The organism is Vibrio sp. 1F255 (genome assembly GCF_041439145.1).
Taxonomy (GTDB): Bacteria; Pseudomonadota; Gammaproteobacteria; order Enterobacterales; family Vibrionaceae; genus Vibrio; species Vibrio crassostreae_C.
On record NZ_JBGONQ010000032.1, the window covers coordinates 1 to 23240 of the forward strand.

Below are 23240 nucleotides of genomic sequence, written 5' to 3' on the forward strand. Positions count from 1 at the left end.
CACAACGGTATGCTAAGAACAAAAATGCCGTTCACTCTTAAGTGAACGGCATTACTCAACAATGAGCGCTTTATCTTCATAGCAACGTCTAATTCAGGCTTTCAGGCTTTCAGGCTTTAAAAGAACCGTAAACCAAGATTAGTGCGTAATGGAAACCGCGGTTAAGTCTTTATGCTTGTGATACATCGCGTGTTTGACTATCAGGTTCGCACTCACGCTATCCATTCCTGACACTTCAACGTAAGCCCCTTTTTTACGGAACTTGAACACAACCTTATCAAGCGCCTCGACCGAGGTATTATCTAAGAATGACGCATCCGATATATCGATGGTCACTAAAGAGGTCGCGTTGTCATAATCAAATAAGTCGACAAACGCATCTGACGAAGCAAAGAAGACATGGCCTTTTACTCGGTGAATGGTGTGCATTTCGTTTGTCACGACTTCATCGGATATAAACACCATGGATTTGCTGGCATGTGCATAAAACAGAGCCGACAGCACCACGCCAACCGCAACACCTATTGCTAAATTATGAGTAAACACCACCACCGCCACGGTTGCTAGCATGGTTACATTGGTTGGCAGTGTGTGATCTTTAAGCTCAACAATGGAACGCCATGAGAATGTGCCGATAGAAACCATGATCATCACAGACACTAAAGCGGCCATCGGTATCAGCTTCAACCAATCAGAAACAAACACCACCATTAGCAACAAAACCACCCCAGCGATCATGCTGGACAATCGGGTTAAGCCACCTGATTTGATGTTAATGATCGACTGACCGATCATTGCGCAGCCCGCCATTCCACCAAAAAGGGAAGCCACGATGTTCGCAACGCCCTGCCCTTTACACTCATTGTTTTTATTGCTTTCAGTATCAGTCAGGTCATCGACTATGGTCGCTGTCATCAAGGATTCCAACAAGCCAACAAGAGATAGAGCAATAGAATATGGAAGGATGGTTGTGAGCGTATCAAACGTGAATGGAATATTAGGAATCAAGAACACAGGTAGTGAATCCGGAAGCTTGCCCATATCTCCAATCGTTCTGACATCTAAACCAAATAACAAACTGATAATAGTCAGGGCAACAATCGCGACTAATGGAGAAGGTATTGCACGACCAAACTTGGGAAAATAAGGAAGCAGATAAATGATCGCCAAACCCAAAGCGACTAACACGTAAACGCTCGAAGGGACGTTGATCAACTCAGGGAGCTGAGCCATAAAGATAAGAATAGCGAGCGCGTTAACAAACCCAGTAATCACCGATTTGGAAACGAAATTCATCAGATTACCAAGCTTGAGGTATCCAGCCGCGATTTGAATGACGCCAGCAAGAAATGAAGCTGCGAGTAGATACTCTAGCCCGTGTTCTCTCACTAAGGTGACCATCAACAGCGCCATTGCGCCCGTTGCCCCAGAGATCATCCCCGGACGACTGCCAACCAAAGCGGTTACAACACAGATACAGAAAGAAGCATAAAGCCCTACTTTAGGGTCGACGCCTGCGATAATTGAAAATGCGATGGCTTCAGGGATTAATGCGAGTGCAACCACAATCCCAGATAATGAATCTCCTTTAACGTTTGATAACCAGTGTTTTTTTAAATAATTAAGCATGTAATTCTCTTTTACTTGTACAGCCAGTCCTGCCTTGTTGAGACATAATTTGATCGACTGTTTTTCTTGAATGAGCGAGCGCTCGAAAAGTGCGGGTAGTAGAGAGAATGCAGGGGTTAAGGCGGCGTAATTAACACGTAGATATTAAACTCCTCTTGTACTTTAGTGGGAAATTAAGAAGGTGATCAAGTCCAAAATGACTGAATCCGCGCCAATATAGAGTGAGTCTCAACACAATCACACTCCCATTATTGAAAACAAAGGTTTCGATTACGCCATGCTCGTTCAGCAGCTCACATAGGGTGAAAGGTAAGGCTGACGCTAAGATCGAACAAAAAACACACCCTCAAACCTATTTATCGTCAGTAGACACAATATTTCTTTCTCCAAGCAAGAATAAAGGTTGAAGCTGTCGGTATGACAGGTAATATGTTCAATCGATTTAAAAAGTTTATACAACTTAATGTTTCGGCTAATTATTGTGCAAATGTATATTTATTTGCAGCAATGCCAGAGACTTTGAGTTGAATTTGTCCCTCAATGGAGAATGAAATCAACATGACTTACGCGCCTGTAACAGACGTACTTGGCGGCAAGCTAGCGGTAGACAGTGAAGTAACTGTTCGCGGCTGGATCCGTTCACGTCGTGATTCCAAAGCTGGAATCTCTTTCCTTGCCATTTATGACGGCTCTTGTTTCGACCCGATTCAGGCCGTGGTTCCTAATAATCTTAATAATTACGAAAACGAAGTATTAAAGCTAACAACTGGCTGCTCTGTTGAAGTAACGGGTAAGATTGTTGAGTCTCCTGCGAAAGGTCAAGACTTCGAACTAGCAGCAACTGACGTTAAAGTTGTAGGCTGGGTTGAAGACGCTGACACTTACCCAATGGCTAAGACACGTCACTCTATCGAATACCTTCGTGAAGTTGCTCACCTACGTCCACGTACAAACGTGATTGGCGCAGTAGCACGTGTACGTAACTGTCTATCTCAAGCGATTCACCGTTTCTACCACGAGCAAGGTTTCTTCTGGACTTCTGCTCCGCTTATCACTGCATCTGATGCAGAAGGCGCTGGTGAAATGTTCCGTGTTTCTACGCTAGACATGGAAAACCTACCACGCACTGAAAAAGGCGACGTAGACTTCAACGAAGATTTTTTCGGTAAAGAGACGTTCCTAACAGTATCTGGCCAACTTAATGCTGAAGCTTATGCTTGTGCACTAAGCAAGGTTTACACGTTCGGTCCTACGTTCCGTGCTGAAAACTCAAACACAAGCCGCCACCTAGCTGAGTTCTGGATGGTTGAGCCTGAAGTTGCGTTTGCAGACCTTAACGATGTAGCGAAACTGGCTGAAGACATGCTTAAGTACGTTTTCGCTGCTGTTCTTGAAGAGCGCCGCGATGACCTTGAGTTCTTCGCTTCTCGCATCGACAAGCAAGCAATTACTCGTCTAGAGCAATTCGTAGACGCTGATTTCGCACAAGTTGACTACACTGACGCAATCCAAATCCTACTAGACTCTGGTAAGAAATTTGAGTTTGACGTTGAGTGGGGCATCGACATGTCTTCTGAGCATGAGCGTTACCTAGCTGAAGAGCACTTCAAAGCACCTGTTATTGTTAAGAACTACCCGAAAGACATCAAAGCTTTCTACATGCGCTTAAACGACGACGGCAAAACAGTTGCAGCAATGGACGTACTTGCACCAGGCATCGGTGAAATCATCGGTGGTGCACAACGTGAAGAGCGTCTAGACATTCTAGACGAGCGTATGATTGCTATGGGTATCGACCCTGAGCACATGAGCTGGTACCGCGACCTACGTAAATACGGTACAGTGCCACACGCTGGTTTCGGTCTTGGTTTCGAGCGTCTAGTATCTTACGTAACAGGTATGGGTAACGTTCGTGACGTGATTCCATTCCCACGTACACCACGCTCTGCAAACTTCTAATTCGAAACCTATTCGATATTAAAAGTTAAGAACAAACAAAAACCTCCGCACTTGCGGAGGTTTTTTTATGTTCGGAATAAAACGAGTCCAGATGCTTCTGCGCGCCACTATCTGAGACTCATTATTTCAACAGCTAATCCACATCTTGGTCGATAGCGTATTTTATTGCAAGACCGCAAATTGCCATCATAACGAATGGGATCGCGGCAGTGGTGTATTCCGCCCACGCCATATCAGCGAATGCTTTTGCCAGCAGTACGTGGCCGAGAATAAGCAGAAGCGCACACACAATAGCGACAATAATCAGCTTAACTTCATTTCCCATAGTCATTTTCAACATAACGGTATCTCCAATATTTGGTCTACCGTTATTGAATCACAACTCTTTGGTCAATTAGGCGTACAGTTACCCCACAAACAACCCGTACAGTTGGAATGATTGTCTTTTTTATGAGGGACTTAAGGTTTTACGAGTGCGTAAGTTGATGTGCCAGTTTGCCAAGCCAGATGAGCGCCTGTTCTTTCTCTTCTGTCAGTTCATAAGAGAAGTTCAATCGTATCGCGTTATCCACTCTGCCATGCTCACTAAACAGATCGCCAGATGCAACGCTAATACCTTGTTCGATAGCCAGTTGATGAAACTGTTGGCTGTCGAATTTTTCAGAAAAGCGAATCCATATCAAGTAACCACCAGCCGGCTCTTCAATCTCTATTGAATGCGGAAAGTACTGCTTAATGACATCGATAAATCGCTCTTTCCTGACGACAAGGTTTTTACGCAGTTTACGAAGGTGATTGTCGTAGCTTTCATGCGTTAAGAAATGAGCGACACCAAGTTGAACAGGAGCGCTACTCGATAACGTAGAAAGAAGCTGTAACTTTTGAATCGCGTCGTTAAAACGCGTGTTCACAACCCACCCTACTCGATAACCAGGACACAAACTTTTTGAATACGACCCACAAAGCAAGACGGAATCGGTCTTATCGAAGGCCTTTAGTGGCTTCGGCTTATGCCCTTCGTAATAAAGATCGCCATACACGTCATCTTCAATAATGTAGGTTCCATGCTGTTCTGCAATCTCTACCACACGGCGCTTTGCCTGTTCCGACAAACTGGTTCCCGTTGGGTTTTGAAAAGTCGTCATCAGCCAACACGCTTTAACATCTTGGTTTTGTAGCGCGTTTTCAAACTGCTCTATATTCAACCCATTGATTGGGCAAACGTCCACTTCGATAGGGTTAAGCCCGAGCCTCTCGACAGCCTGCAGAGCACCATAGAAGGCGGGAGACTCAATCACGACGTTATCACCCGACTTGGTGACCGTTTGCAGGCTCAAGTTGAGCGCTTCCATAGCACCCGACGTAATCACGATGTCTTGATGATTAACCGTGATCCCTTGCTGCAGATAACGCTGTGCGATTTGCCTTCTCAAGGACTCACTGCCCGGTGGTAAATTATTTATCACACTCGCGCCAGTCATCTTCCTACCCGCGCTGGCAAGGTTTCGAGTCAAGGTAGGTAACGGGAAAAGGTCGGGATCTGGGAATGCAGAGCCGAAAGGAATCACACCTTCGGCTGAACTCGACTTCAAGAAATCAAATAAGCGGTCATTAATGGCTTTCTTTTCACTAACGAGTGGCTGTGCGTAATCAACGCCGTCCAACCTTGGCGCTACAAAGTAGCCCGACTGAGGTTTAGCGATGATCCTCCCTTCGCTTTCTAGCAACTGGTAGGCTTGTAAGACAGTACTGTTGCTGACGTTGTAATTTCGACAACTCATGCGTACCGAAGGGATCTTCTCTCCGGATCGCCACGTATTGTTGGCTATCTGAGTTCGAATATCCTTTGCAAGCTCTTCATAACGCGCCATCTAATTGTACTACCTAGAGAAATTCTGTGAGCCGGTGATTTTATCACTTACGCCAACAACTATTGCTGCTATCCATATGATCGCACCTAATTTCCACAATAGTGTGAATTGGTTCACAGATAACTTTGTAAGCTTTGCTAAGTTTGTACCCAAGGTAGGAGCTAAGTTGGCTTTCTACCTCAATAATTTGATGTAACCCAAAAACATGCGAGATAACAATGAAAAAAATAGAAGCAGACCAATTAAGTTATAAAGGAGAGTCAAACGGTGTTCACAGTTGGACAACACCGAGCGGTCAGCCATATTACTGGCACCCAGATTGGCTCCATATTGCTGAAGATGCGACAGGCTCACATCCAAAGCAAAAGATCGATGTCGAACAAGACCAAGCACCAACGGAAAAACACGCGGTGTCTGCTATTCTGAAACACATCAACCAATGGGCTGCAGACAAACTAGCGTCTCACCCTGAGATTGAAACCGGCTCAATCGAAGCTGAAATCAATCTCAAAAAGTAACGGGGTAAAGTAGATAGCAAACTCAATCACTCGCGATTCTAACCAGTACACAGACTGAATAGCCTCGAACCTCGACCGAGGCTATTCAAGTATCTTCATAAAAATGCTGCAATAACCCCCACCTAGCTAACAAATCTCTAACACAAACCAGTTTCTTGTATCAATCCACGAAAGCTATCGATAGAATTTCCGGTCTTATTCACGTCACTTATGCTAATCATTCGCAATTCTAAAGTCGTGAATCAATGAATGCGTAAATCTAATAAGAATGAGAACAAAGGCTTACCGATGGATACTTCAAATTACAATCAATCGCTAACGACTAAGTTATACGTCATTGCTGGCGTGCTGTTTGGCACCTATGGCAGTCGGGTGTGCCCTATGCTCGATAGCTTAACGACGTTAGAGATTTTCACACAAGTCAGTATTGTGTTTATCTTATTATGGCTCGCACGTCGTTACCCATTGGCGCAACATACCTTGGTCAAGCAAGGCCGATTCGCGCAACTCGATACCCTGCTATTTTTTGCTGCAAGTGTGCCTTTCGCGCTCTACTACAACTTAAGCTATGAATTCACCATAGATAGTAATTTGAAGGTGCTGTTTGGCATGAGTCTATTCGGCTTCTTTACCGGAACCATTCTTCAATTGAATGCCAAGCTCAGCCAAATGGATAAAATGGAGACGACTGGACAATTCGACTTCCAACTGGTTGGTGAAAGAAGTTCACTGGTCAAGCAGATGATAGGCTTGGTTATCGTGCTTCTGGTAACACTGACGACTATGTTGACGATGATTGCCGTTAAAGACATCTTCTGGCTAGAACACAACCCTGACCGCTTATTGGATGGCACCGGCAAGATCAGCGTGATCAAAGAGTTTATTTATTTGGCTGTGGTACTGGGTGGCTACGCGATAACCATCATGACGCTTTGGAGTAAGCTAATTAAGCGTATTCTCCTAAGCCAAGAGCACGCATTAAACAAAGTCACCAATGGCGAGCAAGGCGTTCGCTTACCTATTTTCGGCTACAACGAGCTTGGATCAATGGCATCTATGACCAATACCATGCTTGATAGCCTTGAAACCGCGCAAAACGAAGTCAAAACCACACGTGACGTGGCTATTGTGAGCTTATCGGCATTGGCTGAATCTCGAGACAATGAAACGGGCGCACATATCCTAAGAACTCAAGAGTACGTCAAGGTGCTCGCACAAGAGCTCAGCAAATCAGAAACCCACTCAAGCTTGTTAACACCAAACTACATCGAGTTGCTCTACAAATCTGCGCCTTTGCACGACGTGGGCAAAGTAGGTGTTCCTGATAGTGTGTTATTGAAGCCGGGCAAATTGACGGACGAAGAGTTTGAGATAATGAAAGGTCACCCCGCGATTGGGGCTGAAGCGTTATCTATTGCAGAAAAGCAGTTGGGAAGTAGCTCTTTCTTAAGAGTCGCAAAGGAGATATCTCTGACTCACCACGAGAAATGGAATGGCAGTGGTTATCCTAATCAGTTGTCTGGTGAAGATATCCCGTTATCTGGCCGTTTAATGGCATTAGCTGATGTTTATGATGCGCTCATCTCGAAGCGAGTCTACAAGCCAGCCTTTACTCATGAACAAGCTAAACAGATCATCTTAGAGGGCAATGGGACGCATTTTGATCCGCAAGTTGTCCAAGCTTTTCTGGTCGTCGAACAAGCGTTTGTTTCAATTGCTGCGACCTACAAAGATGGCAAAAATGTAGCGAGTGAACTCGAGCGCGAAAGCTTTATTGCTCAACCAGCGTAATCTATTCAAAATCCACTAACTTCTTGCACCCTATAGGTTAATCCGTAGGGTGTTTTGTTATCAAATATCCTCTTTAGTCAATAAATCTGATTGAAATGGATTTTTTTTGGTCTTTCTGTTCACTTCGTATTGTCTTAAAAATTCCATACAGGTATAACTACCCATAGATACTATCCCCTCTCAATTGACATGGATGAAGATTATGTTTGAAAAAGTGTTAGCTGCTCCCGCCGATCCTATCCTCGGCCTTACTGAAGAGTTTAAAAAAGACTCTCGTGCAGAGAAAATCAACCTTGGCGTTGGCATCTACAAAAATGAAGATGGTCAAACACCAGTACTTAAAACAGTAAAGAAAGCAGAAGCTGCACTTCTTGAAAACGAAAAAACCAAATCTTACCTAACGATTGAAGGTACAGCTGAATACGGTCTAGCGGTTCAGAAACTTCTTTTCGGTTCAGACGCAGAGATCGTTGCATCTCAACGCGCTAAAACAGCACAAGCTCCAGGTGGTACAGGTGCACTTCGCGTAGCGGGTGAATTCATCAAGCGCCAACTGGGCGAAGTGAAAATCTGGATCAGTAACCCAACTTGGGCTAACCACAACGGCGTTTTCGCAGCTGCGGGTATCGAAACTGCTCAATACAGCTACTACAACGCTGAAACTAAAGACAAAGACTTCGCTGGTATGGTTGCTGACCTAGAGAAAGCTTCTGAAGGCGATATCGTTCTTCTTCACGGCTGCTGTCACAACCCAACAGGTATCGACCCAACAACTGAAGAGTGGGAAGTACTGGCTAAATTGGTTGCTGAGAAGAAACTGCTGCCTCTATTCGATTTTGCTTACCAAGGTTTTGCAAAAGGCGTTGAAGAAGATGCTGCTGGCCTACGTATTTTTGCTCAATACAACAAAGAGATCCTTGTTGCTAGCTCGTTCTCTAAGAACTTCGGCTTGTACAACGAGCGTGTTGGTGCATTCACTCTGGTTGCTGAATCAGCAGACGTAGCAACGACAGCATTCTCTCAAGTTAAGAGCATTATCCGCTCTATCTACTCTAACCCACCAGCCCACGGCAGTGCTGTCGTTACTCACATCCTTGGTGATGCTGATCTACGTGCTGAATGGGAAGCAGAAGTGGCAGAAATGCGTGACCGTATCCAAGAGATGCGTGAACTATTCGTAACGACACTGAAATCAGAAGGTGTTGATGCAGACTTCACATTCATCGAACGTCAAAACGGCATGTTCTCGTTCTCAGGTCTAAGCAAAGAGCAAGTAACTCGCCTAAAAGACGAATTCGCTATCTACATTGTTGGCTCTGGTCGTATCAGCGTTGCTGGTATGACTAAGTCAAACATGGGTCCTCTATGTAAAGGTATCGCTGCGGTTCTTTAATCGAAAAGCGAAACCTGTATTTGCAGACCACAAGCTTGCACTTACAGACCAATAGATGTGTAAAAGCCAGCAATTAAGCTGGCTTTTTTGTGTCTCCACTTTCAGGTTTAGATACTTTGTAAGTTAATACTCTAGGAAAAATTCCACACCTAGCTCATTAGTACGCTCGCTACGAATTTTACCTTCACCATCTCGATGTTGGTATGACCCACCAATCGCAAACTTGTTAGTCACTAGATAGCGTAAACCTAAGTGATAGATCTCTTCATCAAACAGGTCACTTCGATTCACTTGCACGCTGCCGTTGGCAATCCAACGTTTCGCAAAGCCATAGTTAAGCTCAGCTTTTACCCCTTGGATGAACTCAGTGTCTGAAGATTCAGTTCGGTTGGTGTCATTATTTTCAACCTTACCTTTAGTGATACCAAGCAGGTAGTAAGCCACTATATCTAAATCTGTCTTAATGCTGTAACGGTAACCAACACCTGGCATCAGTGTATCAATTCGAGTTGTGGTGTCATCAGGGTGAATGAAGCGTGCGCTATAGTCTCCCAGCAACAACCAATCATCCGTCATCGCGTAACTGACGCCTAATCCATACGACGAGGCATTGTTATTACTGCCTGCATCTTCATTTAAACTGCCCGAATGCGCGGTGGCATAAATATGGTCGTAATCCAAAATATCCACCGCGTTAGTGTCCGCCCACAAACTTGGAGAAAACATAAAAACCGCAGATACAAAACTAAGCTTCCACTTCGACATTCCTATCATCCTTAAACTGTCACTCCATTAATTGAAAGGTTAGTCTATCCATAAGACTTTAAAAAGGTTTTAGCTCACAGATTGATTTGTGACGGCAAAATATTATCAAATGTTGTACCATGAAATCATACAAACCAATGGATGATCATTATGGATGCTGAGTTATTAGAGATTCAAAACTTTCTGGCACAATACCCCCCTTTCACAGAACTCCCTGAGGAGATGTTGGCGAAAGTGACCAGTAGCGTGGAAATTTCTTATTACCGCCAAGATACCCCTATCATTCACTTTGGTGATCAAATTCATGACTTATACATCGTTCGAAGTGGCGAAGTCGAAGTCTACCGCCGTAAAGGCGAACTCTATAACCGCCTGGATGAAGGCCACTTGTTCGGTCAAATGGGCCTACTGACCAACAACAAGGTGCGTTTCCCAGTTAAAGCCACCGAAGATACCCTGCTTTACTGTATTCCTGAGCCTATCTTCCAAGAGCTCTACGACAACTACGACTCCTTTGCCGATTTCGTAGAAGTAGAAGATAACGCGCGACTGCGCCAAGCCAACTCAGACAGCAACGACGCTAACGACTTAACGACATCCAAGGTTAAAACGCTGCTGACCAGCGAAGCACCAATGATCGAAAAAACGCGCACGATTCAGCAAGCTGCGACCATGATGGCACAGGATAATGTTTCCTCTTTGTTGATCATCGACCCAGAAATCGTTGAAGATGATGAAGATGACTCAACACCCGTGATTGGCATCATCACCGACCGAGATTTATGTACTCGCGTTTTAGCTGAAGGGCTTGACCCATCGGATGAAGTCTCTAGCGTAATGACACCTGAGGTTATCTCTCTCGATCACAATGCTTACGTATACGAAGCTATGATGACCATGCTTCGCTATAACGTGCATCATTTACCAGTGCTTAAAGATAAGAAGCCGATTGGTATTATCGAAGCGACCGATATTGTTCGTTATGAGTCTCAAAACTCGCTGTTATTGGTAAGTAGTATCTTCCAGCAACAAAGTATCGAAGATCTGAAGGTGCTTTCCGAGCAAGTAAAAGACAGCTTTGTGCGCTTAGTTAACGAAGATGCCAACGCCCACATGGTGGGTACTGCAATGTCGGTAATTGGTCGTAGCTTTAAGCAGCGAATTATCGAACTGGGCGAAGAGAAATTGGGCAAGTCGCCTATTCCTTACTGTTTCCTCGCACTGGGCTCTATGGGGCGTGATGAGCAGCTGCTGGTTACCGACCAAGATAACGCAATCATTCTTGATGATACCTACGACGAGAAAAAGCACGGTAAATACTTTAAGGAGCTGTCGACCTTTATTTGTGATGGCTTAGATCAGTGTGGCTATGTGTATTGTACTGGCGATATCATGGCGACTAACCCAACGTGGCGTATGACTCGTCGACAATGGGAAGAGTGCTTTGCCGATTGGATTGATGATCCAAACCCGAAAGCACTGTTAAATGCTTCAATCTTCTTCGACTTAGATGGCGTTTATGGTCGTCTGAAATGGGCCGAGCAATTGAACAGCTTTATTGTTCGACGCGCACGTAAGAACAATCGCTTCTTGGCGTGTCTTGCACGTAACGCACTCAACCGTACACCTCCGCTCGGCTTCTTCAAAGATTTCGTGATGGAGAAAGATGGCCGTCACAACAACTCTATCAACCTTAAGCGTCGTGGTACTGCGCCACTCGCCGATTTGATTCGTGTTCACTCGCTCGCGGTAGCGTCTCGCTCTAAGAACTCGTTCGAACGCTTAGATGACATTATTGACGCCGGTATTCTGCCAAAAGGCCGAGCTCAAGATTTGAAAGATGCGATGGAGTTTATCTCTCTGGTTCGTATTCGCCACCAAGCACACGATGTCGACAACAACATCGAGCCTGATAACAACATCGAGCCAGAGAACCTGTCTGACTTCGAACGACGTAACCTAAAGGATGCATTCCAAATATTAAGTAATGCGCAAAACTTCCTTAAGTTCCGTTATCAAGCCAGCAACAAGTTTAAGTAGGGCCTATGAACAAACTATTCAGATCACCTGCGGTCGATTGGCCATTTAAGTTTGCTCAGAAGCTTGAACGAGCGAGAGACGAGCGCTTAAAGCACTTTTATAGCCAGCCTCTTCCTGCGCCTGATACGCCACTTTCAGAAGTGATGTTTTTGGCTGTCGACTTTGAGACAACGGGGTTAAACCCAAACAAAGACGGCATCATTACCATTGGTTTAGTGCCATTTACGCTCAATCGCATCTACTTGCGACAAGCCAAACACTGGACTCTAAGACCAAAACAGAAACTTGAAGAAGAGTCTGTCGTGATTCATGGCATCACTCACAATGACATCATTGATGCGCCAGACCTTAGCGAAGTGTTGGGCGAGATCTTAGAATCAATGGCGGGACATATCCCTGTGGTTCACTATCGTCGTATCGAACGTGACTTTTTGGACAATGCATTGAAAGTGCGACTCGGTGAAGGCATTGAGTTCCCAGTCCTCGACACGCTGGAGATTGAATCTCAGATCCAAAATAAACTGGCTGGCGGCTTGTGGAACAAGCTGAAAGGTAAGAAGCCAGCTTCAGTGAGACTGGGTCAGAGTCGTCGTCGATACCATCTGCCCGACTACACGCCGCATCATGCATTAACTGACGCTATTGCGACCGCTGAGCTACTCCAAGCGCAAATTGCTCATCACTTTGACTCTGAGATGCCTCTGAAGAGTTTCTGGCTCTAGCTGAGTTACGTAAGCTAAATACAAACACAAAGCCCATCAACTTCCATTGGTGGGCTTTTTCATTTTTATCGTCTGTGTTTAAGCAACGGTTGGCCCGACTAAGCGCATTTCCCATAAGCGTTTAAACATATTATAACGTCACACCGCAGCAGTTCCGCTCTAATGGACGTCGAAAATCGTGATCGCTATTTGTCAGCGCGATTGGCATTATTACTTCCCAACCACAGACAACGTTTGGTAATAAAGACGCTTTTGCTGATACATATTCTCATCAGCGACTGAGAACAATTGCTCAACGTCTGTTGAATTACTAGAGGCTGCACCAATCGAGAATCTGACAGGAATAGAGATACCCGCTTTAGTCTCGATTGCCTGTTGCTCCTGAGCAATGTACAACTGCTCAGTCATCTTTGCGACATTGAGCGAACTCGACTCACCAGACGTTAAGGTAAGCACCGCAAATTCATCTCCACCCAAACGGTATAGATTACTGGCAGGTGTCAATTCGTGGCTGATTACGTCTACGCAGCGCTGTATCAGCTCATCCCCGATCTCATGCCCATGAACATCATTGGTCGTTTTCAAGCCATTGATATCAATAATGATCAAAGAAATCTGATTTTGATTGTCGTTAATGCTGCGTTTACTGAATTCGAGATCTTCATTAAAAGCTTTACGATTCAAACAGCCAGTCGGCATGTTAATCCGTGTAATATTTTCGAGCTCTAGCCAACCAGCTAACTGTTTTTGGTACATGTCAAAAATCAGAAGATCTTCTTCACTGAGGACATCAAATGAACTTGAACAAAAATACCCGATCGCCGTCCCCTGTGAGTCACAGAGTATCAGGTCAGCCTCGCCAGTCCGGTTAAAATGAAACTGAATCGAATGTTGAACAAGTAATGTCTTTAACTCTTGATCGACCATTTGAGGAATCAACCGATATTCAGCCGCGTGTCTTGATGATGCAAACTGAACGATCTTCAAAAGACGATGCTTCTGGGATTCTTCACGCGCGAGCGAATACGTTAACTTGCTGGTTTTCTCTTCAACTAAGTCCTCTAGCAGAACATTAAACCTTTCGAGTTTATCGTTGCTTTCGGTCAGTTCACGGACTTGGCATTGTATACGACCCCACATGGTTTCCAATAAACGACTCAGCGTGACGAACTCTGTAAAACGATGTTCATCCACACTATGAGTCGGTGACTGGTTATGCGAATACGACGTAACAGATTCAGCCAACAAGTTTAACTGCCCTGAGAACCAGCGGCTTAGGAACAGAGCAAACACAATCGAGATGGCAAGCGTCGCCACCAATATTCTGACAAAGACCACCTGAGCTTGTTGCATCTCTAATAAACGCTCACTGTCGGAAATATGATGTTTGACGTTCAGTACCAATTTGTCGGTAAAGAATGTGCTGTCGATAGAGATAATGTTCGCACTTTGTTCAGAAGATTGAGCATCCGTTGAATCAATATAGTTAAACTCAACCGACTCATTTTGATAAAGGAAAGGCGTCACTTTAGTCTTAAGTCTGTCATACCCCATAAGAACCACAAGATAACCCTGCGGCGTGTATGTAGAACCTTCTATCAAACGATAAGGTAAAATCGGCGCGACAAAAGCGATACCTGCAGCGGCATTATCCGCCACTTCAGTTTCGGTAAACTCGGTGTGGAACAATTTCCCTTGCCCATAAACCGATTGAGGACGCTTCAAGCTTTCTAATAACTGGCTCTGCTCAAAATGGTACAAGCTGCCTTTGCTGTCATAAATGGGCTTCCAGTTTTGGTCCAGAATATAAGTCGCGGACACACTCTCCGCTAGCGCATTGAAGCTATCCATCTTGTCCCAAACAACACTCGAGAAAAAGATATTACCACCCGCTTTAATCAATGATCGGTCATGCGAATACCATTGAGTTAGGCTCGCCGTCAGCTTAATTTGCTCTTGTACGGTTTGACGAATACCGGTCGTAGAGTTGTCCAGCTTGGTTTCTTTTTGCTCTAAAGAACTTTGGTTTTGTTTATTGAGAATCAACTGTCCCGCTAGGTAAACAGGAAGCATTGAGCAAGCCAGCAACACCAAGCCCATGGTGTATTTTAATGATAGCTTCAATCTCTTACCCTCATATTCGCCGAGTAATATTGAACAAAATCATTGTAAAACTTATGCAGTTCACTCTTTGGCATCCCTGACTTGTAACGCTGATACGCCCGAGCCGATGCCTCCCAAACGATCGCCATCTTGTAGTCACTCGACATCATTTGCGATGCTTGAAACTCATCGTACATATTTGAAAGTGTCTGGTTACCTTCCTCAACACGGCGTTGATTAACCTCATAAAACGGCGAAACCATGGCACTCGAGTGAGCTAAATAGGTGAAACTGTTTGATTGCAGGTATTGAACGACTTCTTTCAAAGCCAATTTCTTATCTGGGTTTTGCATGCCTTTTTCCGTGACAGCAAAAACCTTTGCGCCACTAAATGAAGACATACTTTCACCACGATAGGTCGGCAACGAATTGATGTACAAATCTCGACCAAAGGCGGCATCGAGTTCGCTGAACGCCCAATCACCGTCAATCAAAAACTCGACTTCCCCATTGATGAACCTCTGCCTCGCGCAAATATCGCTGCACGATGATTCGATGACTTTGTTCTGCTGCAACATGTCGATGAAATCAAAGATAGCAACTAACCCTTCACCATTAACATTCTTCGACGATAATAAGTCTTCAGAAAAAAGCTGATAGAAAGCTAGATAGAAGTACATGTTTGGATTGGGAAAAAGCACGCTCACTTGATCGGACTGAGCAGAGCGTTCAATTAGGCTCTCCCATGTCACGACTTGCGCTTGAGGCTTGCTCGAATACAGAACGACTTGGTTTCCAATACCAACCGGTAACGCCTTAAGCTCACCGTTGATGACCACTGCATCAAGCGCTTTTTTCTCATAGCGTTGGGTATCGACCCAAGCATCAGGAAGCGTCGCTAAATCGATATATTCAGTTAGACCTAAGAAGTCAGAAGGAACCCAGATGGCGTCGGGAAAGGTATTGTCTCTAGGATCAGCAACAAGCAGTTCAGAACGAATACTGTTGACGTCAAACGAACGAATTTCTACACGATGATCAGTCATCGCTTCGATATGTTCTTTTACATAATCGGCCGTTTCATAATTAATACCAGCCCATATTTCAAGTGTGGACGAACAAGCAACGGCCGGAAATAGCATCGCAAATAGACTCAATAACCTCACACTTGGTTCCTTGTGGTAAAAATTAGACGTTGGATTTTAATCGCCCATCAATAAACCGGGCGATGCGGCTTATCGCTCACTGCTCATGATTAGAGACCTAGCTTTGGGCGACACGTTATATAGTAAAAAGTGCCTAAATAACAGTTGATACTCTCGCTTTAAGAGAAAGGTCTGCTCATTCTGATACATCCGTCATATCTCTGGATGACTGTTCTTACAATAAATCAACATACCATACCCTTTATTATTAACGACAAAAAAAATGCCGCAAAAGCGGCATCTATCTCGTTCGGTGCATTCGACACAATAAAAATCAAATAAGCAATTTATCAGTCAAAGCCCTATCATCGATTAAGCGTATTTCTCTTCGAAATCTTTCATGAAGCTAACCAGCGCTTGAACGCCTTCCAGAGACATTGCGTTGTAAAGTGAAGCTCTCATTCCACCTACTGCTCTATGGCCTTTCAGTGATTTCAGACCTGCAGCATCAGCCAATTCTAGGAACTTGCCATCTAACTCAGGTTTCGCCAGTTGGAACGGCACATTCATTCTAGAACGGTTTGCAGTGTGAACATCGTTTTTGTAGAAAGCTGAGCTATCGATTGCATCGTAAAGCAGCGCTGCTTTCTCTTTGTTCACCAACTCCATCGCTTCAACGCCACCTTGAGCTTTCAGCCACTTGAACACAAGGCCTGATAGGTACCAAGCGTACGTTGGTGGTGTGTTGAACATTGAGTCTTTTTCAGCAAGTACTTTGTAGTTCAGAATACTCGGCAACACGTCGTTTGCGAGTTCGAGTAGATCATCACGTACGATTGCAATGCAGATACCCGCAGGGCCGATATTCTTTTGCGCGCCCGCGTAGATAACACCGTACTGAGACACATCAATCTTACGAGACAGAATGTTAGATGACATATCCGCTACGATTGGCTTATCCGTTTGAGGAAGCTCGCTGATTTCAATACCATCGATGGTTTCATTCGGACAGAAATGTACATACGCAGCTTCCGGGTCAATTTTCCAATCTTTAGCTGGAACAACCGCTGCTTTACCATCAATTGACGTCTTCGCGTTGAATACATCGATTTCGCAATATTTGCTCGCTTCAGTCACTGCACTTTCTGCCCAGTAACCCGCATCAATGTAAGTCGCTTTCGTCGCATCACCTAAAAGGTTTAGAGGAACAGCAGCGAATTGAGCACGAGCGCCCCCCTGACAGAAAAGAACTTTGTAGTTGTCTGGGATGTTCAGAAGATCACGTAGGTCTTGCTCAGACTCATCGGCAACTTGAATAAATTCTTTGCTGCGATGGCTGATTTCCATCACGGAAGTGCCTAAACCATTCCAATCAATGAAGTCTGCTTGCGCTTGTTTCATTACCGGTTTAGGCAGTGCCGCTGGGCCAGCACTAAAGTTGAATACGTTATCTAATGTAAGTTCCATGGGGATAATTGCTCCTGCTAAATAATAACTATGCAAGTAATACCATGTTTTACCCAACATAAAAACAACAAAAGAGGTCTTAAGACCTCTTTTGTTTCGTACCGTACAAAATGTTTAACTTAACCCGTTAGATCGCCCTATCAGTATTAAGCCCGACTCTTTTTATTGAACAAAAGCCGGCATAAGCAGTGCAATTAATGGAATTTCTTGTCCATTTTCAAACACTAGATTTCCATTCTCTAGGTCAGCCGTGATTTCATAACCACTTTCTGTTTGCTTGATCATTTCCATCACGATCAATTCGTCGATACCTTCACGGATAAAAGGGTATTCTTCAACAAGCTCATTTGAGAAGCTAGATTGAACATTACCTGTTAATGCAGGAACAATCATTGAAGGGTTACTGCTGATGTTTTCGGTCCCTTCCGGTACGCTCACCAACCATTTAGATTCAAACTGACCCTTGCCTAATTCTAACGACATATTGTTCATTGAAAGGTCGAAGCCTTTAGCAAACAGTACGTCGATGAACGGAATGATCTCAGCCACATCTTCTTGTGTCAGAACAGGATTCGCCTGGTAAATTTCAAAGATTTTCTCAAACGACTGGCTGTCCAGTTTCGACATTTCAAAATCGACGTTTAGATTGTTCAACTGGCCTTCGTTGGTCTCAATATTGGCGACATCCAACTTAAGACTGCTGCTCAAGCGCTTAGTCGCTTCATCTAGATGCGATTCAAAATCGTACTTAGAGTTTTCGATGGTCATGAATGGCTGCATTGCAGAATCTGAAATCAAGAAGCTATCAATAGTAAAATTCTGCGTGCCTAACCAGTAACCTTTCGCTTGCTGGCCTGAGCCAATGCCTTTTAGGTTAGAGAGTGTGACCTCTTCACCCGTTTCAAAATCAATTTGAACCGATGGGATTGAAAGCTCGTAATCAACTTGGCCTAAAACAGTCGCATGGCCAGAAAGATTCGATTTAGTGATCGAGACCGAAGTCCCATTCTCATCAGAACCTTGGTGATTGAACTGGCTTAACTCGAAGTTGAAATCCGTGTTGCCGTTTAGTTCAGTGCTGGTAGTCAGAGTAAGAGGCAGAATGTCAGTATTCTCAAACGTCGACAGCGCGTTTAAGCTCACTAAGCCATGGCTCACCGCACTATTAATGACAAACTCACTTGGTAAGCCATCGAGCGCAAGCTGCTCTTTCAAGCTCTCATCCGTCACAGTTACGCGAGTGGTTACAGTAGAAGAAAGGTAACCTCTATCGTATTCCACGATCTCAGCTTGAATGCTTGAATTGTTAAGCTTTGCAACGCCATCGGTAATCGCATTTTGTCCAATTTGCCCAACCGCTAGCGGCCAACAAAGTGCCAGTGAGATTGCTCCGCCAATAGCACCAATTTTTCTTAACTGTTCCATGAGTTCTCTTTCTACACGTGTCTATTTTTTTTAGTCTAACCCATCAGTAGCAAACAAGAAACATTGAGTTAAATCAGTCTATTGCTCGATACTTCGATTGCCTCAATAAATTAACGGCTAGCTCTCATCCTTATTCGGCGGTTCTTGCTAGGCTAAAGACGTCGCTACTATTAAGGTTGAGCTGTGAATCAATACGCTGTTATCTGTTTGGACAATAATCCGGTTAGCATTGAAAGAATACGTTCGGAGCTGGCTCCGTTGGCTTCTGTATTCGATATTTATACTGCCGAGAACATAGAAGATGCACATCACGCATTAGAAGATATTCATGATCACAACCAAACCGTTGCCTTGGTGATCACTCATCATCATTCTGAATTTAATGGCGTGCAATTCCTGATTGAACTTCAACAGCTGCCCCATAGTAATACCGCAAGAACGATATTAGTCAGCGCTTCGTCAGACATTCAATCCATTTTAACCGCTGTGAATGAAGGTAGGCTCAACCACTGTTTAACCAAACCGGTTCAAGATCAGGTTCTGTTCAAATCAGCGCAAAAAGAGCTGACCTCTTTTGTTATCCAATACGACTCAGAAAACCTGCTCTCTTACAGCGATGCATTGGATCAACAACGCTTACTCAGAGCGCACATTGAGCAAAAGATTCACTCTTTCCAATCGGGTTTCATTCACGACTACCACCAGCTTTCTGATAATGCCCTTGCAGAACGTGTCGTCAGTGCCTTACAAGATGTGTTTTCAAAAGATGACAAAACTAAGGCCATTCGTGACTATTCCCCCGAGCATCTACTCACTGTGGAAGGCGAAGACAATCGCTTTTTATGGCTGATCATTGAGGGTGAAGCAGCTCTTTATAAGAAAGATGAACTTGGGCAACAGCGGGAAGTGGTACGTCACTCCAAAGGGAACATTGTTGGCGGGATGTCATTTGTAACAGGCGAGCCTTCGTTTTCTACGGCGATCACCCTAACGCAGACTCGCGTTATCAAACTGGATAAAGATAGCTTTGCTCAGGTGATGCATTCAAACAATACCCTGCTGCCTTTATTTACCAATCTATTGCTCCGTCATTTTAATCGACGTTTGCAACGCAGCATCACCAATAAGATCAAACTGCAGCAGACACTAGAATCATTAGAGTCTGCACATCAACAACTGATCGAGAAAGAGAAAATGGCGATGCTCGGGCAGCTAGTCGCGGGAGTCGCACATGAGCTGAATAACCCGATTGCTGCCATATTAAGAAGCATCGAAACTCTGTCAGACCATCTCGACCAAATATTGGCAAACCTATCCGTTCCAGAGTCCAATAAAGGGATTGACGTACTGGCACATTCAAAGTTAGCTAAGCCACTATCAACAGCCCAAGAAAGACAGCTCGTAAAGCATCTTACGTCGACGATTAATGACCGTGCTTTAGCAAAAAAAGCTGTGAGACTAAACCTAAGCCAAGACTCGGCGGTTCTAGACACCTTGAAAGACTCACCTGTCGCAGGCAAAGAGCTGCTCAATGACTTAGAGCATTACCACTATGTTGGAAACTCTATCCGCTCAATTCAAGTATGCAGCAAGCGTATTGCCGATATGGTTAAAAGCCTAAAAAGCTATGCCCGAGAAGATGAAGAGGTTCGCCACTACGCAGACATTCACGAAGGGCTTGAAGATACCTTAGTGATCTTTGAAAACAGGCTTAAACACCACCAACTCGAAAAGCATTACGATACCGACTTACCGCCTTTATTGTGCCAGTCGCTCTCGCTGCAACAAGTGTGGACCAACCTTATCTCCAATGCGCTCGATGCCCTATCTGAACGAGGAAAAGTGACCATCACCACTTCTCAACAGACAAAAGGCGACGACGCGTTTCTTGTGGTGCAAATCTCCGATACTGGCCACGGCATTGCCAAAGAAGACATCAACACCATTTTCAACCCAAATTTCACGACTAAAAAAGAAGGCAACTTTGGTTTAGGGATTGGGTTATCCATTTCTCAACAAATCGTTTCGGCTCATCAAGGGTTTATTTTGGTGGAGTCAGAGGTAGGCAGCCATACAAACATGCAAGTGTGGCTTCCATTCAAACAAGAAGGAGCACCTCATGAATAAGTACCTAATTTTATGTGTCGATGATGAACCTGAAGTTCTCAATAGTGTCCTTCAGGACTTGGCGATATTTGAAGAGAACTTTCTGGTTGAAGGTGCAGAGTCGGTCGATGAAGCCAAGCAAGTAATCAAAGAAATGGGACAAGATGGTATTAAGCTCGCGTTAATCTTATGCGACCACATCATGCCAGAAGAAACCGGCATTGATTTTCTGATCGAACTCAACCAACACGACGCTACTAAACCAACGCGTAAGCTGTTGCTCACCGGGCAAGCTGGGCTAGAAGATACCGTCACAGCCATTAACAACGCAGCACTTGATTTCTATATTTCAAAACCTTGGCAAGGCGACCAACTGAGAGACACGATTACTCAACAATTGACTGACTATGTCATTGCCAACGACAAGCAATTGCTAAACTGGACTTCCATCTTAGATACCGAGCGCATACTGACTTCAATGGCGGATAAACGCACCAGTTTTGGTGAATAGCACTGATTGGTTAATGGATACTGAGAATAGCGTCATCCGATATAAAAACCTTCCGAATGTATACAAATTTTGGATAATTCGCTCGTCTATTTTTCTCATTCGCCCTAAACATGAGATCTCCGTTACATACTGATCCTTAATTTGCTTGTTTTTTAACTAAATGAGTAAGGTTTTACATTTTAAAGGATTACTTTTCCGTGAGTTAGATTAAACTGTCTCAATGTTTATGGTTTGCCGATTTGTCTCAAACCAAAGGAATTAACACTAATATAGGTTTACGGTCGTTATGCGCAAAATTCTACTTACTACCGCTATGCTATTGGCTTCTGGTCAAGCACTAGCTGTTGATGAACAACCACAGGTAATGAGCAACTTTAACTATGATTACTTTGAAGCACGTATCGGTGCTAGCCCAGTAACATTTGGTGGTGCGTTCAGTAAGTCCATTCACCCGAACGCTCACGCTATAGCACGTATCGATTCAGAATTTGAAAGCGATTACGACTCAGCTGTAGGTCTTGGTTTCCACGCTCCATTAAACAACTGGGCAGACCTAACAGGTGAAATGCTAGCTCGTATCGTTCAACCTGAGAACTCAAGCTCTACTGATATCGGTATGGAAATCAACATTGGTGTTCGCCAATGGCTTGGTCCACAACTAGAAGTTGGTGGTAAAGGTGGTTACGTTTCTATCGATGACAACGATGATTGGACAGGTTCTGTTTACGCGCGTTTCCACTCTACAGAGCTTTTCTCTTTAGGTGCTGAAGCTCGTATTAACGACTTCTACGGTGACCAACTTATGTTCACTGCTCGCTTCAAGTACTAATACTTAAAGCTCAAGCCCTAGCAAATAAGCTATCTATGAGCACTTAGCCTTTTGATACTTAGTCTTTTAAGAAATCCGGCTAAGACAGAAACAAAAAAACCGAGGACATTCCTCGGTTTTTATTTATTAACAGTAATCTTAAGCATATAAGGTAAACTTCTTTAGTGGCAGCTCTTTAGTAATTGCTGCTTGCGTGGCTCTTGTAATAGTTTCCAGTGAATACCATCAATTGCACCCGCAAATTTCCAAAGTAGTTTTAGGTCAACATCGTTTCCGTACGCTTCGCGAACCTTATTAAACACTTCAGGTGCGCCCAACTGCATAAACATTGAAACATCATCCACACCCGCCTTTTTAACCATGCGCTCTAACGTAAGCTGCATGTTTGGTAGATCTCTTAATCTACGGCTAGCTGATGACTTCTTGAAGCTACGCTGCTGAATTGAATTATCGATTGAAGTACGAATAATACTATCCAATTCAGGATGTTCACAGGTAAACAGATCCGTAATGTCGTAATAGTTTACGGTTGCTGTTGTCTGCTTCTTTACATGACGATACTTTTCACAATCAAGATCGGTCAGTTTTTTATCTAATGATTTTCCACCTCTAATGAATAAACAACCTTCACTCAATAAAGCGAACATAGCGTCATTTTGAAAGAGGCCAATACCTCCGAACATAGAACGTTTTTGATGCTCACCAAATTGATTCACGTAATTAATAAATGCTGTCTCGGTCATATCCGTTGATCCTTAATCAAATTACCCCGATTAGGTTGATCACCAGACAAGCAGCTTGTTATGCGAAAATTTTAAATCTATTTTGTTATTCTATAGGTGAATATTATGGTTTCGTTTTTCACCTTTAAATAAATCATACTTCGAAAAGAAAAATAAGTCTGGACTTAGTTCACATCAATCAATTGAGTATTCCGGTTTTTCATGATTGACTTCACAGTAAACT

The 23240-nt window shown here is 44.0% G+C and carries 18 protein-coding genes; 9 read left to right on the top strand and 9 right to left on the bottom strand.

Features of this window, described 5'->3' with window-relative positions; translation table 11 throughout:
• Positions 1–138: 138 nt before the first annotated feature.
• Complete coding sequence (locus ACED41_RS16865; RefSeq protein WP_371725313.1) at positions 139–1629, bottom strand: SulP family inorganic anion transporter; 1491 nt, start codon at positions 1627–1629, stop codon at positions 139–141.
• Positions 1630–2187: 558 nt separating this feature from the next.
• On the opposite strand from ACED41_RS16865, the gene asnS reads away from it, so the two are divergent.
• Entirely contained in the window at positions 2188–3588 is a 1401-nt protein-coding gene (gene asnS / locus ACED41_RS16870; RefSeq protein ID WP_017060416.1) for an asparagine--tRNA ligase, read from the top strand.
• A gap of 133 nt (positions 3589–3721) precedes the next feature.
• Here the strand turns inward: asnS and ACED41_RS16875 are convergent, their stop codons facing one another.
• Entirely contained in the window at positions 3722–3928 is a 207-nt protein-coding gene (locus ACED41_RS16875) for a hypothetical protein (protein WP_004734707.1), read from the bottom strand.
• A gap of 127 nt (positions 3929–4055) precedes the next feature.
• Positions 4056–5459, bottom strand: coding sequence for a PLP-dependent aminotransferase family protein (locus tag ACED41_RS16880; RefSeq protein ID WP_371725314.1), 1404 nt, complete (start codon positions 5457–5459; stop codon positions 4056–4058).
• A 218-nt stretch (positions 5460–5677) separates the two neighbouring features.
• Between ACED41_RS16880 and ACED41_RS16885 the strand changes: the two genes are divergently transcribed.
• From ACED41_RS16885 to ACED41_RS16895, 3 genes are all read left to right on the top strand, one after another.
• Positions 5678–5977: a hypothetical protein gene (locus tag ACED41_RS16885; protein ID WP_017060414.1), complete on the top strand. Its 300-nt coding sequence runs from the start codon at positions 5678–5680 to the stop codon at positions 5975–5977.
• A 249-nt stretch (positions 5978–6226) separates the two neighbouring features.
• The gene (locus ACED41_RS16890) at positions 6227–7768 is read left to right on the top strand and encodes an HD-GYP domain-containing protein (RefSeq protein WP_371725315.1); all 1542 of its coding nucleotides are present in this window, start codon (positions 6227–6229) and stop codon (positions 7766–7768) included.
• Positions 7769–7970: 202 nt separating this feature from the next.
• Positions 7971–9161, top strand: coding sequence for an amino acid aminotransferase (locus ACED41_RS16895; RefSeq protein ID WP_017065416.1), 1191 nt, complete (start codon positions 7971–7973; stop codon positions 9159–9161).
• A 123-nt stretch (positions 9162–9284) separates the two neighbouring features.
• Here the strand turns inward: ACED41_RS16895 and ACED41_RS16900 are convergent, their stop codons facing one another.
• On the bottom strand, positions 9285–9926 hold the full coding sequence (locus ACED41_RS16900; protein WP_017065415.1) for an outer membrane beta-barrel protein: 642 nt from the start codon (positions 9924–9926) through the stop codon (positions 9285–9287).
• Positions 9927–10076: 150 nt separating this feature from the next.
• On the opposite strand from ACED41_RS16900, the gene ACED41_RS16905 reads away from it, so the two are divergent.
• Positions 10077–11966: a DUF294 nucleotidyltransferase-like domain-containing protein gene (locus tag ACED41_RS16905; protein ID WP_371725316.1), complete on the top strand. Its 1890-nt coding sequence runs from the start codon at positions 10077–10079 to the stop codon at positions 11964–11966.
• A 5-nt stretch (positions 11967–11971) separates the two neighbouring features.
• Entirely contained in the window at positions 11972–12688 is a 717-nt protein-coding gene (locus tag ACED41_RS16910; RefSeq protein ID WP_017060409.1) for a 3'-5' exonuclease, read from the top strand.
• A 210-nt stretch (positions 12689–12898) separates the two neighbouring features.
• On the opposite strand, the gene ACED41_RS16915 is transcribed toward ACED41_RS16910, so the two are convergent.
• The 4 genes from ACED41_RS16915 to ACED41_RS16930 form a co-directional block, all read right to left on the bottom strand.
• Positions 12899–14788, bottom strand: a complete 1890-nt coding sequence (locus ACED41_RS16915) for a diguanylate cyclase (protein ID WP_371725326.1) — start codon at positions 14786–14788, stop codon at positions 12899–12901.
• A gap of 20 nt (positions 14789–14808) precedes the next feature.
• A complete protein-coding gene (locus ACED41_RS16920) occupies positions 14809–15957 on the bottom strand; it encodes an extracellular solute-binding protein (protein WP_371725317.1) in 1149 nt (382 codons plus the stop codon).
• Positions 15958–16308: 351 nt separating this feature from the next.
• Entirely contained in the window at positions 16309–17403 is a 1095-nt protein-coding gene (gene serC / locus ACED41_RS16925; RefSeq protein WP_017065411.1) for a 3-phosphoserine/phosphohydroxythreonine transaminase, read from the bottom strand.
• 162 nt (positions 17404–17565) lie between these two features.
• Positions 17566–18828, bottom strand: a complete 1263-nt coding sequence (locus ACED41_RS16930) for a DUF945 family protein (protein ID WP_371725318.1) — start codon at positions 18826–18828, stop codon at positions 17566–17568.
• A 183-nt stretch (positions 18829–19011) separates the two neighbouring features.
• Between ACED41_RS16930 and ACED41_RS16935 the strand changes: the two genes are divergently transcribed.
• The 3 genes from ACED41_RS16935 (at position 19012) to ACED41_RS16945 (ending at position 22274) form a co-directional block, all read left to right on the top strand.
• Entirely contained in the window at positions 19012–20955 is a 1944-nt protein-coding gene (locus ACED41_RS16935; protein WP_371725319.1) for an ATP-binding protein, read from the top strand.
• Positions 20948–21445, top strand: coding sequence for a response regulator (locus tag ACED41_RS16940; RefSeq protein ID WP_017065410.1), 498 nt, complete (start codon positions 20948–20950; stop codon positions 21443–21445). The genes ACED41_RS16935 and ACED41_RS16940 overlap by 8 nt, the downstream gene beginning before the upstream one ends.
• A 286-nt stretch (positions 21446–21731) precedes the next feature.
• Complete coding sequence (locus tag ACED41_RS16945) at positions 21732–22274, top strand: hypothetical protein (protein WP_017065409.1); 543 nt, start codon at positions 21732–21734, stop codon at positions 22272–22274.
• A gap of 161 nt (positions 22275–22435) precedes the next feature.
• Here the strand turns inward: ACED41_RS16945 and ACED41_RS16950 are convergent, their stop codons facing one another.
• On the bottom strand, positions 22436–23017 hold the full coding sequence (locus ACED41_RS16950) for a TfoX/Sxy family DNA transformation protein (protein ID WP_017060401.1): 582 nt from the start codon (positions 23015–23017) through the stop codon (positions 22436–22438).
• Positions 23018–23240: the final 223 nt, after the last annotated feature.

Excerpts from the sequence above, each read along its gene's own strand:
- serC (WP_017065411.1), bottom strand. The coding sequence starts at position 17,403 with ATGGAACTTACATTAGATAACGTATTCAACTTTAGTGCTGGCCCAGCG.
- ACED41_RS16940 (WP_017065410.1), top strand. The coding sequence starts at position 20,948 with ATGAATAAGTACCTAATTTTATGTGTCGATGATGAACCTGAAGTTCTC.
- ACED41_RS16910 (WP_017060409.1), top strand. The coding sequence starts at position 11,972 with ATGAACAAACTATTCAGATCACCTGCGGTCGATTGGCCATTTAAGTTT.
- ACED41_RS16875 (WP_004734707.1), bottom strand. The coding sequence starts at position 3,928 with ATGTTGAAAATGACTATGGGAAATGAAGTTAAGCTGATTATTGTCGCT.
- ACED41_RS16950 (WP_017060401.1), bottom strand. The coding sequence starts at position 23,017 with ATGACCGAGACAGCATTTATTAATTACGTGAATCAATTTGGTGAGCAT.
- ACED41_RS16885 (WP_017060414.1), top strand. The coding sequence starts at position 5,678 with ATGAAAAAAATAGAAGCAGACCAATTAAGTTATAAAGGAGAGTCAAAC.
- asnS (WP_017060416.1), top strand. The coding sequence starts at position 2,188 with ATGACTTACGCGCCTGTAACAGACGTACTTGGCGGCAAGCTAGCGGTA.
- ACED41_RS16915 (WP_371725326.1), bottom strand. The coding sequence starts at position 14,788 with ATGGGCTTGGTGTTGCTGGCTTGCTCAATGCTTCCTGTTTACCTAGCG.
- ACED41_RS16890 (WP_371725315.1), top strand. The coding sequence starts at position 6,227 with ATGCGTAAATCTAATAAGAATGAGAACAAAGGCTTACCGATGGATACT.
- ACED41_RS16930 (WP_371725318.1), bottom strand. The coding sequence starts at position 18,828 with ATGGAACAGTTAAGAAAAATTGGTGCTATTGGCGGAGCAATCTCACTG.
- ACED41_RS16895 (WP_017065416.1), top strand. The coding sequence starts at position 7,971 with ATGTTTGAAAAAGTGTTAGCTGCTCCCGCCGATCCTATCCTCGGCCTT.
- ACED41_RS16945 (WP_017065409.1), top strand. The coding sequence starts at position 21,732 with ATGCGCAAAATTCTACTTACTACCGCTATGCTATTGGCTTCTGGTCAA.
- ACED41_RS16900 (WP_017065415.1), bottom strand. The coding sequence starts at position 9,926 with ATGTCGAAGTGGAAGCTTAGTTTTGTATCTGCGGTTTTTATGTTTTCT.
- ACED41_RS16880 (WP_371725314.1), bottom strand. The coding sequence starts at position 5,459 with ATGGCGCGTTATGAAGAGCTTGCAAAGGATATTCGAACTCAGATAGCC.
- ACED41_RS16865 (WP_371725313.1), bottom strand. The coding sequence starts at position 1,629 with ATGCTTAATTATTTAAAAAAACACTGGTTATCAAACGTTAAAGGAGAT.
- ACED41_RS16905 (WP_371725316.1), top strand. The coding sequence starts at position 10,077 with ATGGATGCTGAGTTATTAGAGATTCAAAACTTTCTGGCACAATACCCC.